Below are 12,693 nucleotides of genomic sequence, written 5' to 3' on the forward strand. Positions count from 1 at the left end.
GGCTAGACCTCCAGAAGCTCCGCTGGGGGTTCCTGCAGGAGGCCTTGGAGCACCTTGGCCGCCGCCTCTTCCGGGGAGAGGGCGTGCCTCGGGGGGCCGCCCAAGGGGTCCCAAAGCCCGGTGGCCACCGCGGGGAGGCGCACCACCACCAGGTGCACCCCCTCCCGGCGGAACTCCTTACGGGCGGCCTCCACGTAGGCCTCGAGGGCCCCCTTGGCCGCGGCGTAGGCGGCAAACCCCGGCACCCGCACGTAGGCGGGGTAGGCGCCGAAGAAGGCCGCCCGGGCCCCCGGGCGGAAGCGGGCGTGCTTAAGGGCAAGGTGGGCGGTGAGGAGGTGGGCCTGGAGGGTTTCCTCCAGGAGGTCCCTGGGGGTTTCCCGCACCGGGGCCCGGGCCCCCACCCCCACCGCGTGGAGGAGGAGGTCCACTGGGCCTGCTTCCTCCAGAAGGGCCTTGGCCTCTAGCTCGTCCGTCAGGTCTGCGGGCAGGGGCTTTCCCCCCACCTCCTCCCCCAGGGCCCGTAGGGCCTCGGCCCGCCGCCCGGAAAGGAGAAGCTCATGCCCCTTAAGGGCCCGGGCCAGGGCCCTCCCCAAGCCTCCCGTGGCGCCTAGGATCAAGACCCGCATGGCCTTACCCTACCCTTGGGTCTCGCCCGGCTCTGTAGCCCAAAAAGACTTGGGGCCGAAGCCCCCAGGCAGGCCCCGAAGGCTTTAGGCGGCCCTGGCCTCGGCCCCAAAACCCTCCTCTAGGCTCTTGGCCCGGGCGATGGCAAAGACCAGCAGGCCGTAGATGGGCTTGGCGATCAGGTCGGCCAGGCTGTAGCCAATCTGGATGGCCACCTCCTGGGCCGCGCCCCCGGGGAGCCAGGTACCCAGGGCGTAGGCGATGGGGTAGAAGCCCCAGGACATCAGGAGAACATACCGGGTGGCGTTTAGGAGCTCCAGCACCCTGGGGCCGAACTTGGCCTCACGGATGGCCTGGCCTAGCTCCACCCAGAGCACGTAAAGGATGTAGAAGAAGGGGATGGAGGAAAGAGCCCCCCAAAGGGTCCTGGGCCCGGCTTCGGTGTTCACCTCCCCCACGTACCCCAAGGCCAGCATGAGCACCGAGGCCACCACCAGCTTCAGGCTCAGGTTCCAGGTGCGGGCAGCGGTAAGCCCCAGGACCAGGATGAGCTCCAGGAGGAGGAGCGGTACGGTGAGGAGCCAGTCGGCGTAGCGGTAGAAGTCGTTAAAGGGCTTTCCCGTGGGCACGTAGACCCCGTCCTGGAGCTGGTAGGCCCCGATCCAGCTTTCAAAGATCCGTAGGTAGTGGTAGCCGGCGATGAAGACGATGAGGGCCGAGAGGTAGAGGGCGATGTGGTAACGGGGGGCCACGTAGCTCCTCGCCAGGAGGAAGAAGACGAAGGCGGCCAGCATCCCAGCGATGGTTAGGGAGAGCATGTTGAAGACCAACCAGTACTGTCCAAAGGTGAGTTCCGGCATCTCCCGCATGGGTACCTCCTTAGGGGCCTGCCTGGGCCGTAGGCCAACTCCATTGGAAACCTTAAGGTACACTGAAACCTTTACTTAGACAACACTTGTACATAAAGCATACGCACCGCTACAAATGGGGATAACGGGGAAACAAAGCATGAGATTATGCTGAGTGTGTACCTTCTCCCCTTGGCCCTCCTTCCCGAGAGCTGGGGGCAAGCCCTCCTCCTGCTTTCGGCCTTGGTTTTAGGGCTTCCCCATGGGGCTGCGGACCTCCTGGTGGCCCGGAGGCTAGGCTGGCCCCTGGCCCCTTTCCTTGGGGCCTACCTCCTCCTGGCCGCCCTCCCCCTGGCCCTTCTCCTCGCACACCCTCCCTTGGGCCTCCTAGGCTTCCTCCTCCTTGCCCTTTTGCACTGGGGCCGGGTGGAGGGAAAGGGCTTTCTCGGTTACCTGCGGGCGGGCACGGTCCTCCTTTTCCCCTTCCTTTTCCACGGCGAGGCCATCGCTCCTTTCCTGAAGGCCTTTGCCCAAGGGTTTGCCCTTCCTCCTGGGGTGGCCTTCGCCCTATGGCTTGGCCTTCTCCTACTGGCCCTTCGGGAGCGCCATTCCTTGAGGCTTTGGGGGGATACCTTGGCCCTGGCCCTCCTGGCCTTTGTGGCCCACCCCTATGCGGCCTTGGCGGGTTACTTCCTCCTGCAGCACAGCCTGGATAGCCTGCGCCTCGTGGGCGTGCGGGACCGGGAGTGGCTTGGCGTTTACGCCGCTACCTTGGCCGCCCTGGTCCTGGCCTTACTTCTCTACCCCCATTTCCAGGACCCCCTGGCCGCCTACATGGCCCTCCTCTTCGCCCTCACCCTGCCCCACGCCCTAACCCTCGAGGCCTGGCTGAGGCGGCCTCCGCTTCCCGGGCGATGGCCCGCGCCAGGTCGCTGAAGATGGGACGGTGGATGGGGTAGAGGAGCCACCAGTAGAGGAAGCCCGTAAGGCCCACAGGCTCAAAGTAGGCCGTCTGGACCAGCCTTGCCCCTTCCCCCTCCGGAAGGGCCTGCCACTCCAGCCAGGCCTTGCCCGGGAGGCGCATCTCCGCCCGCAGGCGGAGGAGGCGCGGGGGCTCCACCCGCTCCACCCGCCAGAAGTCCACCGCCTCCCCAGGGAGGAGTTGTTTGGGGTGGCGCCGCCCCCGGCGAAGCCCCGGTCCCCCCAGGAGGCGGTCCAGAAGCCCCCTTAGGGCCCAGGCCCAGTTCCAGACCAGCCATCCCCTTTCCCCGCCCAAGGCGGAGAAGACCTGGAAAAGGGCCTCGGGCGGGGCCTCCACGGGCAGGGAGCGCACCTCCCGGATGAGGCCTTCCCGGTCCTCCAAACGGTAGGCCTGGCCGAAGAGGGCCCCCGACCAGCGGGTTTCCACCTCCCCCAGGGCGGTGCGCTCCAGGGCCAACTCCACCGCCTTGCGGTAGGGAAGGGGGTCTACCTGCGGGAAGAGCGCCCGGGCCCTTCCCGTGTCCGCCACCAGGGGGTGGAGGATCCCCTCCACCAGGGGAAGGGCTAGGCGGTTGGGGATGGGGGTGACGAGCCCCACCCAAAGGGCGGCCAGCCTGGGGGCCAGCACGGGCACGGGCAGGATGAGGCGCCTAAGCCCCCGCACCCCGGCGTAGACCTCCATCATGCCCTTGAAGGTGAGGGACGGGGCCCCGATCTCCACTACCCCCGAAGGCCCCCGTTCCAGGGCCAGGAGGAGGTAGGCCAGGACGTCCCGGATGGCGATGGGGGAGATGGGGTTTAGGATCCAGCGGGGGGCCAGCATCACGGGAAGCCGCTCCGTGAGGTAGCGGACCATCTCAAAGCTGGCTGAGCCCGAGCCCACGATGGGCCCGGCCCGGAACTCCGTGGTGGGAAGGTGGGCCCTCAGGATCTCTCCCACCTGGGCCCGGCTTTGCAGGTGGGGGGAGGGCCTGCCCTCCTTGGGGAGGAGGCCCCCCAGGTAGATGGCGTGCCCTAGCCCGGTTTCCCGGGCCACGCGGGCGAAGGTTTCCGCCTGGCGGCGTTCGGCCTCGAGGAAGGCCTTTTCCGAGAGCATGGCGTGGACCAGGTAGTAAGCGGCTTCCACCCCCTCTAAGGCCCGGCGGAGGGAGGAAGGGTCTTCCAGGCTCCCCTGGACCACCTCCACCTGGGCCACCCAGGGCCGCCCCACCAGCCGGGAGGGGTCCCGCACCAGGAGGCGGACCCGGTGCCCCCTTTCCAAGAGCCGGGGAACCAGCCTTCCCCCCACGTACCCCGTGGCCCCCGTGACCAGAACGGTCATGCCCCTAGCCTAAGGGAGGGCCCCTAGGGGGAAGGGTGTCCGGGAAGGGGGTTCTCTAGGAGGACCATCCCCTCCTGGGCCGCCTGGCCCACCGCCCCGATCTCCTCCCGCCGCTTGGACCACTCCTCGGGGGTTAGGGCCACGTCGTAGGGCTAGGGTGCGGTGAAGGCAGGTGAGGCGCTCCAGATAGTCCATGCCCCGAAAGGCGGGGAGGTCCCAGTCGCTTGCCTCCAGGGCCTCCCCCCGGGCCCTGGAGGCAAAGAGGAGGGCGAGGGCAGTCGGGAAAGGGGCGCCGGCAAGGGCCTCCCTCGGCTTTTGCCAAACTTCCCTTCCACCCATGCAGGGATTTTCCTGCAGGCTTTAGACGGGCTTCCGCTTGGGCGCGGCCCTAGAGCTTGGCCGGTAGGGCGTTTCGCTTCCGGCCGCGTCCCCTTCCATCTTAGCCTGGGCCATGGTAAGGGGGATGGGGAGGCTTAGCCTAAGAAGCATGCGGGCGGTGGTGGTGGGGGCGGGGATCGGCGGCCTGGTGGCGGCCAGGCTCCTGAAGCGGGCAGGCCTCGAGGTGGTGGTCCTCGAGGCCCACACCTACCCCGGGGGCCTGGCGGGGAGTTTCTACCACCGGGGCTTTCGCTTTGACGCCGGGGCCACCCTGCTTTCCGGCCTGGCCCCAGGGGCGCCCCTGGCCCGGGTGGGGGAGGCCTTGGGGATGGCCTGGCCCGTGGAGCCCCTGCCCCTGGGCTTTCCCCTCATGGAGGTCCTCCTTCCCCGGGGTAGGCTTCTTCGCCCCGTGGGCCGGGAGGCGGAGCGGGAGGCCCAGAGGGATTTCTTCGGTCCCCAGGTTCTCCCCTTCTGGACCTGGCAGGAGGACCGGGCCAAGAGGCTTTTGGAGGTGGCCCATAGGCTCCCCTGGCCCCCCGAGAGGGAGGAGGTGGGCCTCCTCCTGGGGCTTCTCCCCGGCCTCCTTCCCCTCCTGCCCGACCTCTTGCGGCGGGTGAGCCGCCTCGCCCCTAGCGCACCGGATTTCCGCCGCTTCCTCGAGGCCCAGCTCCTCATCAGTGCCCAGCACGCCGACCCCTACGCCCTCTACGCCGCCTTGGCCCTGGACCTTCCCCACCTGGGCCCGGCCCTGGTCCCTGGGGGGATGGGAAGGGTGGCCGAGGCCCTGGCCCAGGGCCTGGAGGTGCGCTACAAGGCCCGGGCCCGGCGGCTTCTCCTCCGGCGAGGCCGGGCCCTGGGCGTGGAGGTGGTCTACGGGGGGAGGCGGCGCGGGGAAAAGGAGGTGGTGGAGGGGGAGTTTTTCCTCCTCAACGTCCCCCTGGAGCCCCTTCTCGGCCTCCCCGGGAGGGCGCCCCGGGACGGCTGGGGGGCCTTTGTCCTCTATGGGGTGCTCCCCTTTGCCGTCCCACCCCCCTACTACCGGCAAAACGCCCGGGAGAGGCCCTTTGCCTTCCTTTCCTTACGCCCCGAGGGCGAGAGGACGGTCTTCGCCCTTTCCCTCCACACCCCCTTGGCCCCCTGGGAGGGGCTGGAGGGGGAAGCTTACCGCCGGCTCAAGGCCCTTTGGCAGGAGAAGGCCCTGGCCCTGGGGGAGGCCCTCCTTCCGGGCCTGAGGGAGGCCGAGCCCCTCTTCGCCGCCACCCCCCATACCTACCGCCGCTTTGCCGGGCGGGCCTGGGTGGGGGGCTACCCCCAGACCCATCCCTTCCGCTTCCCCCGGGTGCGCCTGGCGGCCAACGCCTTCCTTGTGGGGGAGAGGGTTTTCCCCGGGCAGAGCGTGCCTGCCGCCGCCCTTTCCGGCCTCAGGGCTGCCCGCCTCCTCCTGGCCCACCTAGGGGTAGACCCCCTAGGTACCCCAGGATGGCCCTGGCCGTCTTGCCCTCCCGCTCCGTGAGGAGGTCCAGGTGGGTAAGGCTGGGAAGGATCTGGACCCCTAAAGGGGTCTTGGGGAAGGTCTCCCCCACCCGGAAGCCCGCTGCCTCGGGCAGAAGCCCCCTTTCCGCCCCTAGGGCCAGCACGGGGTAGGGGAGGGGGCGGGGCCGGTAGGGGCCCACGTAGGGGTAGCCGGCGATCTCCAAGAGGAGGCGGTAGGGGAAGTACCACTCCGAAAACCCGGTTTCGGGACGGGTGAAAGCCCTGAGGAAAGCCCTGGGGTCCGTGGCCTCCCCCGTGTCCCGCCACTCCACCAGCCTCCCCCTAGGCCCCCGCACCGTGTGGACCAGCCGCCCCTGGAGAAGCCCCAGAAGGCTCAGCCCCTCCCGGGCCCAGGCCCGGCCCGCGCTCACGCTGAAGATGGGGAAGAGGCTGTAGTGGTCGTCCACCCGGAGGAGGGCCCGGGCCTCGCGGGTGGCCCAGTGGGCCCCCAAGGGGACGGGCTCCAGGGGGCGGCGGGCCGCCAGCCAGGCCTCGGCCTCGGCCAGGGCCAGGTCTTTGGGGGAGAGGAAGGCGGTCTGAAAGACGGGGCTCGCCCGTCCGGCCAGCAGGTCCTCCAGGCCGGGCAGGCGGCCCAAGGGGGTCTCCTGCCCCTGGCGGAAGGCCTCCTCGGAAACCCGCACCGCCCCTAGGCTTCCGTCCAAGAGGAGGAGGCCCGAGAGCTTCTCCCCGTGCTGCCAGGCGTAGAGGGTGGCCAGGGCGGCCCCCAAGGAGTGCCCCCCGAGGACCACGGGGGCCCGCTTCCGGGCCGCCTCCACCGCCAGGTCCAGGTCCTGGAGGTGCACCGCCAGGCCCCAGGCCCGCAAGGGGGAGAGGTCGGGCGCCTTCAGGGCCTGGTAGTAGGCCAAGGGGTCTTGGGCCAGGAAGCCCCGGCGGTCCTCGAGGCCGTTGGCCCGCCGTTCCCAGGCCCAGACCTCGAGCCAGGGGGCCTCCGCCCGCAGGCGTTCGGCCAGGAGGGCGAAGTTGGTGCTCCCCCCCAGGAGCCCCGGCACCAGGAGGAGGACCGCCTTGGGGTTCTCCGCGCGGTAGACCAGGGCGTAGCTCTGGTCCAGGGCCCCGTGGCCCGTGGGCGCTCCGGGAAGGGCCCGGTACTCCTGGGCCAAGGCCAGGGAGAGGAAAAGGGCAGGCAGCAGGGCGCGCATACCCCCATCCTGCCCCGGAAGCCGTGGGGCATTTGCGGGAAAGCTTACAGGTCTTCCAGGGCTTCCGTCCCCAGGGTCCGGGAGCGCTCCAGGACCCGCAGGCGGCTTTGGAACTGGCCTTGGGCGTAGGCGAAAAACTCCTCGGCGGAAAGCCCCAAGGGGGCGCCCCCGGGGTAGGCGGCAAAGATCTCCCCCACCACCCCCAGAGCCTCAGGGAGGAGGAGGCCAAGCCGCTCCTCCACTGCCGCCCAAAGCCCCGGGTGGGCCTTCAGGTGCCGGGCAAGGAAGTAAAGCCCAAAGGCCACGTGGCGGCTTTCGTCGCGCTTCACGTGGCCCACGCCTTCCAGGGTACCGGGCATGGCCAACCCCCCTTGGGCCAGCCGTTCGGCCATGCGGAAGAAGCCGTGGTAGCCGGTTTCCGCCAACACCCCCTCCACCACCACGTTGTAGGTGAGGGCGGCCGCCACCTGGGCCTCGGGGCTCGGGTCCTGCCAGAGGCGTTCCATGGCCTGGGGGAGGAGCTCGTGGAAAATCCGCCGGTAGTGGGGCCCATGGTAATGGGCAAGGCCTCCCCGCCGTCCCGCTACCCTTTCCAGGAAACGGGCGAAGAACTCCACGTGCTTGGCCTCCTCCAGGAGGAAGGTGGTAAGGTACATCTCCTCCTCCAGCCGTCCCTCCCGGGCCACCGCCCATAGGAGGGGCAGGAGGTCCAGGGTTACCGCCTCCTCCCCACCCAGGAAAAGGCTCACCAGGCGCAGGATGAGGTCTTGCCCCTCTGGGGGGAGGCTTTGGAAGGTTTCCTGGTCTTGGCCCAGATCCAAGGCGGCCGGGTCCCAGAAGAAGCGCTTGGCCTTGTGGTAGAGGCGCAAGGGGTAGCTATCCTCTAGCCCCCGTTCCACGCTGAGGAAGTTGCGCATCCTGGTTCTCAGCTTACCTCAGCCTCGAGGAGGCCCAGGGCCCCATCCCGCTCCAGCCTGGGTTGGAAGCCCGCTTCCGCCAGCAGGGCCAAGACCTCCTCCTCCCTGGGCCGCCAAAGCCCCAGGGTAGGCCCCGGGCCCAGGAGGAGCATGCCCCAAAGCCTCCCCCCTGGCCGCAGCACCCGCCGGGCCTCCAGGGCCGCCTTCCGGGGGTGGAGGAACTCGTTCCAGGTGGGGCCGATGGCCACCCCGCCGAAGGCCCCCTCCCGAAAGGGCAGGGCCTCCCCGTGGCCCAGGAGATAGGCTCCAGGGCGCCTTTGGGCCGCCACCCGCAGGAAGGTGGGGGAGGGGTCCAGGCCTACCGCCCTCTCGCCCAGGGCTTCCCGGTAGAGGCCGGTTCCTGTACCCACGTCCAGAAAGGGCCCTCCCGTGGGCAGGAGCCAGGCCTGGAGGCGCCGCACCTCCTCGGCCCAGAGGAGGCTTCCCCGGGAGAGGAGCCGGTCCGCGCGGACCCGCCAGAGGTCGTAGAGGGAGGCCACGGGGGGAAGGGCGTTGGCTAGGCGTAGGAGGGGCCTCTCCCGCCAGGCCCGTAGGTCCAGGAAGCCTCCCCTCTCCCCGTAAAAGGCCCCGCATCCCAGGCAGCGGGCCCCTCCTTCCTGGGCCAGCTCCCCCCGGCACCGGGGGCAGGCCAGGAGGGGGTAAAGCCAAAGGGGAAGCCCCCCGAAAGGCCGGGGGGCTTGGGCGAGTCCCGTTATCGGTTCCCTCCCAGGGCGGCGGCATCCACCACCGCCACCACGGTCAGGGTGCCTGCCCGGACGCTGCCCACGGCGAAGACGGTGTAGGTCTTCCCGCTTTCCAGGTTCACCCCAGGCAGGTTCAGGGCCACCTGGTTGGTTCCTGCCACCCGGACCTCGAGGTCATACCGCCCGGCGGGCACCACCAGGTACTCGCTGGCCCGGGGGAAGGGGAGGTTGGGGAAGAGGACCGCGCCGCCCTTCACCGCCACGTCCACCGCCGGGGCATCGGGGGAGGTGTGCACCACCCGCACCCGGGCGAAGCCCGCCCGGGGGAAGAGGCCGGCCAGGGCGTCCGTGTACACCTGGGGCCGGATCTGGGCCAGGAAGCCCGTGGCGGCCACGGTGTAGTAGACCCCCTCGCGGAGGTCCAGCTCCGCGTCGATGACCGCGGGGGAGTTCTGGCCCGCGGGCACCACCTGTACCCGTACCCTGGCCGCAGGCAGGGCAAGATAAGGGGTGACCTCTTTAAAGGCCAGGTTGGTGATGGCCCGTTGGCCGTTTACCAGCACGTCCACCGCGGGGGCATCCGGGGAAAGGTGGGCCACCCGCACCATGGCCCCTTGGGCCAGGGCCAAGCCGCCTGCCGCCAACGCCAAGAGCACGCCTAGAAGCTTTTTCATGCTTTTTCCCTCCCAGAATCAGATTGGCCCAGGTTGACTTGTAAAACCTTTGTCTAGGATACGAAAGGGTTCTTGCCTATAGGGGCTTCTCGGCCTTGAGCCGGGCGTGGAAGGCGTGGGTCAGGGCGATGGCCAAGGCGTCGGCCAGGTGGCTCGGTTTGGGGGCCTCCCTTAGGCCCAGCATTCCCCGCACCATCAGGGCCACCTCCTCCTTGGGGGCATGGCCGTGACCGGCCAGGGCCTGCTTGACCTGCATGGGGCCGTAGGCGTAGACGGGTACCCCTGCCTCAAAGGCGGCCACCAGCACCGCACCCAGGGCCCAGCCCACCTTGTAGGCCAGCTCGTTTTGCCGGTAGAAGAACTGCTCCTCCACCGCCACCGCCTCGGGGCGGAAGCGGAGGAGGGCTTCCCTGACCCGGGCGTGGATCCGCCCCACCCGCACCTGGGCGGGCTCCTTGGCCGAGGTGGTCACCACCTCCCCGTGCAGGAGCTGGGCCTTCAGGGCGCCCCTCGCCTCCACGGCCACCACCCCCAGGCCCAGGTGGGTGATGCCTGGGTCAATCCCCAGAACCACCATGGGGAGGATGTGGCCCTAGTTGCCCCGCTTGGGGGGGTAGTCCCCGTCCCCGTAGCGGATGAAGGCGGGGATATCCAAGTTGTAGAGGTCCGCGTGGCTTGGGAAGTCCAGGGGGCGGGCAGGGCGGGGGACCACGGTGCTCTCCCCGAAACCCGCGGCGATAAGGATCACCCGCAGCTCGTCCTGGGCCCGCTCGTCGTAGGTGACCCCGTAGAGGATGTCCACCTCCTCTACCCCTGTGGCCTCGCGCACGCGCTCCACCACCTCGGCGGCCTCCATGAGGGAGAGGTCCTCGGAGCCCACCACGTTGAGGAGGAGCCTCCTCGCCCCCTCAATGGAACGCTCCAGGAGGGGGCTGCTGACGGCGGTTTTGGCCGCCTCCTCCACCCGGCCCTCCCCCCGGCCCGCCCCGATGCCCATGAGCACCTGGCCTGCCCCTTCCAGGAGGGCCTTCACGTCGGCGAAGTCTACGTTGATGAGGCCGGGGAGGTTGATGACGTCCGTGATCCCTTTCACGCCATGGTAGAGGACCCGGTCGGCGATGAGGAAGGCGTCCTTGAGGCTCACCTTCTTGTCCACGGCGGAGAGGAGGCGGTCGTTTTGCACCACCACCATGGCGTCCACCCGCTCCTTGAGGCGGCGGATGCCCTCTTCCGCAGCCTTTAGCCGCTTGGGGCCTTCGAAGCTGAAGGGCCGGGTGACCACGGCCACGGTGAGGGCCCCCTGCCGCTTGGCCACCTCGGCCACCACGGGGGCACTCCCCGTACCCGTCCCGCCCCCCATCCCGGCGGTGATGAAGACCATGTCGGCCCCCTCCAGGGCCTCGGCGATCAGGTCTTCCGCTTCCTGGGCCGCCTTCTCCCCAATCTCCGGGTTGGCCCCTGCCCCCAGGCCCCGGGTGAGCCTTTCCCCCAGCTGGATGCGCACGTCGGCCAGGCTCTTGGCCAGGACCTGGGCGTCGGTGTTGGCGGCGATGAACTCCACCCCCGAGAGCCCGGCCTCGATCATGCGGTTCACAGCGTTATTGCCCGCGCCCCCTAAGCCGATGACCTTGATGACCGCTCCTTCCATGCCCTGCCTCCTCCCCCATGCCTAGTTAGAATAGATTGTTAAATATCTCCTTGAGCCTGGCCCAAAAGCCTTCCCCCTTGGGTTTTTCCTCCTTGGCCCGAACCCTTTTGGGCTCCGGGGCGCGCACCGGCAGGCTGGCCCCGAAGCGCACCAGGCCCACCGCGGCCGCGTGGGCGGGGGTGGCCACCACGTCGGTGAGACCGGAAACCCCGTGGGGCCGGCCCACCCGGACGGGCAGGGTGTACTGCTGTCGGGCCAAGAGGTCAAAGCCCCGGAGCATGGCCGTTCCCCCAGTGAGCACCACCCGGTTCACGTGGATCTCCAGGGGGCCTAGGGCCTCGTCCACGCTCTGGCGGGCCAGGTGGAGGATCTCCCGCAGCCGGGGGCGGATGATGCGGGCCAGCTCGGGGGCAGGCACCTCCCCCAAGGAGCCTCCTTCCTGGTTGATCTCCAGGACCAGCTCGGGGTCGGCCAGCTCCGGGAGGGCGGCCCCGTACTTGCGCTTCACCCTTTCTGCCTCCTCAAAGGGGATTTTCAGGAGCTGGGCGATGTCCTGGGTCACGTGGTCCCCCCCTAGGGGGAGGACGGCAGAGTGGGCCAGCCGCCCCCCGCGGAACACGGCCACGTCGGTGGTGCCCCCGCCCACGTCTAGGAGGAGGACGTTCATCCTCTCCTCGTCGGGGTTGAGGACGCCCAGGCCGCCGGCCAGGACCTGGACCGCCAGGGCCTCCACGGTGAGGCCAGCCTCCTCCACGGCCCGGCGCAGGTTGGCCAAGGGTCCCCGGCCCGCCGCCACCAGGTGGACGTCCACCTCGAGGCGCACCCCTGCCATGCCGATGGGGTCCCGGATCCCCTCCTGCCCGTCCACCTTGAACTCCAAGGGCAGGGCGTGCAGGAGCTCCAGCTCCCCGTCAAAGGGGTAGGCCTTGGCCTGCTCAATGGCCCGTTCCACGTCGGCCTCGGTGATGCTGTGCCCCCGCCGGATGGCCGCCAGCCCATGGCTGGTCACGCTCTTGAGGTGGGGCCCCCCCACCCCCACCACCACCCGCTCCACCTTGACCCCCGCCACCCGTTCCGCCTGGAAGACGCTTTGCCGGATGGCCTCGGTGGTGCGCTCCAGGTTCACCACCACGCCCCGCTTCAACCCCTGGGAGGGGACGGTTCCCTCGCCGATGATGTCCAGCACGCCGTCGGGGGCCAGTTCCCCGATGACGGTGGTAACCTTGCTGGTGCCTACGTCCAGTCCGGCGATAATCATGGGCGTACACTCACCCCCCAAGAATACACGTAAACCTGGCCTTCGGGCCGAGCGCTTTGCGCATACTCTAGCAGAAGGCGAACGTTTGGGGCAAAGATCCTAGCCTGGGGCAGTTCCACCCAGAAGCCCCCTGGGGTGTAGCGGAGCCGTTGCGCCCCGGGGTAGGCCCGGGCCAGGGCCAGAAGGTCCTGGACGGGCAAGGGCCCCTTTCCTTCCACCCGGGGGCCCCGGGCCAGGGGGGCCCCCCCGGGGAGGAGGGTGCCGTCCTCCGCCAGGGCGTCCCCGCCGGGGAGGGGCAGGAAGGGGGTGCGTTCCCGCAGGAGGAGGCGCACCCGGCCAGGCCCGGGCTTTTCCATGCGGGCGGAGGCCACCCAAGGGTCTTGCAGAAGGGGGTTTAGGCGGCGGGCGGTGAGCCAGAGCCAGGGTTCCCCGGGGAGGATCCCAGTGCGGGCCAGCACCTCCTCCCGCTTCAGGTGCCTAAGCCCTTCCACCGTCACCTCTTCCACCGGGAAGAGGACCAGGCTGGCCACGTAAAGGGTGGCGAGGAGCAAAAGGGCCAGCATTGCCCTCACGGTTCCCATCTTATCCCCCCTGTAGGCTTTCCGGGA

13 protein-coding genes are annotated in these 12,693 nt (G+C 69.5%); 2 read left to right on the top strand and 11 right to left on the bottom strand.

Translation table 11 applies throughout. The annotated features are described in order from the left end of the window. Positions 1 to 2 precede the first annotated feature (2 nt). Positions 3 to 626 (bottom strand): SDR family NAD(P)-dependent oxidoreductase, encoded by a 624-nt coding sequence (locus TCCBUS3UF1_RS05045; protein ID WP_014515431.1) that lies wholly within the window; start codon positions 624 to 626, stop codon positions 3 to 5. Between the two features lie 84 nt (positions 627 to 710). After that, a complete protein-coding gene (locus tag TCCBUS3UF1_RS05050) occupies positions 711 to 1,493 on the bottom strand; it encodes a bacteriorhodopsin (RefSeq protein ID WP_041433770.1) in 783 nt (260 codons plus the stop codon). A 147-nt stretch (positions 1,494 to 1,640) separates the two neighbouring features. Here TCCBUS3UF1_RS05050 and TCCBUS3UF1_RS05055 point away from each other — a divergent pair, with 147 nt between their 5' ends. Continuing rightward, positions 1,641 to 2,408, top strand: coding sequence for a beta-carotene 15,15'-dioxygenase, Brp/Blh family (locus tag TCCBUS3UF1_RS05055; RefSeq protein ID WP_041433771.1), 768 nt, complete (start codon positions 1,641 to 1,643; stop codon positions 2,406 to 2,408). Here the strand turns inward: TCCBUS3UF1_RS05055 and TCCBUS3UF1_RS05060 are convergent. Next, the gene (locus TCCBUS3UF1_RS05060; protein WP_014515433.1) at positions 2,326 to 3,774 is read right to left on the bottom strand and encodes an SDR family oxidoreductase; all 1,449 of its coding nucleotides are present in this window, start codon (positions 3,772 to 3,774) and stop codon (positions 2,326 to 2,328) included. The genes TCCBUS3UF1_RS05055 and TCCBUS3UF1_RS05060 overlap by 83 nt on opposite strands. 487 nt (positions 3,775 to 4,261) lie before the next feature. Here TCCBUS3UF1_RS05060 and TCCBUS3UF1_RS05065 point away from each other — a divergent pair, with 487 nt between their 5' ends. Beyond that, entirely contained in the window at positions 4,262 to 5,665 is a 1,404-nt protein-coding gene (locus tag TCCBUS3UF1_RS05065; RefSeq protein ID WP_014515436.1) for an NAD(P)/FAD-dependent oxidoreductase, read from the top strand. Here the strand turns inward: TCCBUS3UF1_RS05065 and TCCBUS3UF1_RS05070 are convergent. The 8 genes from TCCBUS3UF1_RS05070 to TCCBUS3UF1_RS05105 form a co-directional block, all read right to left on the bottom strand. Continuing rightward, the gene (locus TCCBUS3UF1_RS05070) at positions 5,574 to 6,845 is read right to left on the bottom strand and encodes an alpha/beta fold hydrolase (protein WP_041433772.1); all 1,272 of its coding nucleotides are present in this window, start codon (positions 6,843 to 6,845) and stop codon (positions 5,574 to 5,576) included. The two genes, TCCBUS3UF1_RS05065 and TCCBUS3UF1_RS05070, sit on opposite strands and share 92 nt — an antisense overlap. A gap of 44 nt (positions 6,846 to 6,889) precedes the next feature. After that, positions 6,890 to 7,762 (bottom strand): R2-like ligand-binding oxidase, encoded by an 873-nt coding sequence (locus tag TCCBUS3UF1_RS05075; RefSeq protein ID WP_014515437.1) that lies wholly within the window; start codon positions 7,760 to 7,762, stop codon positions 6,890 to 6,892. An 8-nt stretch (positions 7,763 to 7,770) separates the two neighbouring features. Further along, entirely contained in the window at positions 7,771 to 8,301 is a 531-nt protein-coding gene (locus TCCBUS3UF1_RS12325; RefSeq protein WP_014515438.1) for a class I SAM-dependent methyltransferase, read from the bottom strand. A 212-nt stretch (positions 8,302 to 8,513) separates the two neighbouring features. After that, complete coding sequence (locus tag TCCBUS3UF1_RS05085) at positions 8,514 to 9,179, bottom strand: DUF4397 domain-containing protein (RefSeq protein WP_014515439.1); 666 nt, start codon at positions 9,177 to 9,179, stop codon at positions 8,514 to 8,516. A gap of 76 nt (positions 9,180 to 9,255) precedes the next feature. Further along, on the bottom strand, positions 9,256 to 9,756 hold the full coding sequence (gene ruvC, locus TCCBUS3UF1_RS05090) for a crossover junction endodeoxyribonuclease RuvC (RefSeq protein ID WP_014515440.1): 501 nt from the start codon (positions 9,754 to 9,756) through the stop codon (positions 9,256 to 9,258). Between the two features lie 15 nt (positions 9,757 to 9,771). After that, positions 9,772 to 10,827, bottom strand: coding sequence for a cell division protein FtsZ (gene ftsZ, locus TCCBUS3UF1_RS05095; RefSeq protein ID WP_014515441.1), 1,056 nt, complete (start codon positions 10,825 to 10,827; stop codon positions 9,772 to 9,774). A 25-nt stretch (positions 10,828 to 10,852) separates the two neighbouring features. Continuing rightward, entirely contained in the window at positions 10,853 to 12,085 is a 1,233-nt protein-coding gene (gene ftsA / locus TCCBUS3UF1_RS05100; RefSeq protein WP_014515442.1) for a cell division protein FtsA, read from the bottom strand. Further along, positions 12,082 to 12,666: an FtsQ-type POTRA domain-containing protein gene (locus TCCBUS3UF1_RS05105; RefSeq protein WP_041433774.1), complete on the bottom strand. Its 585-nt coding sequence runs from the start codon at positions 12,664 to 12,666 to the stop codon at positions 12,082 to 12,084. Before TCCBUS3UF1_RS05105 ends, ftsA begins: the two co-directional genes overlap by 4 nt. Positions 12,667 to 12,693 lie beyond the last annotated feature (27 nt).

Origin of the sequence: Thermus sp. CCB_US3_UF1 (genome assembly GCF_000236585.1) — a bacterium.
Classification (GTDB): Bacteria; Deinococcota; Deinococci; order Deinococcales; family Thermaceae; genus Thermus.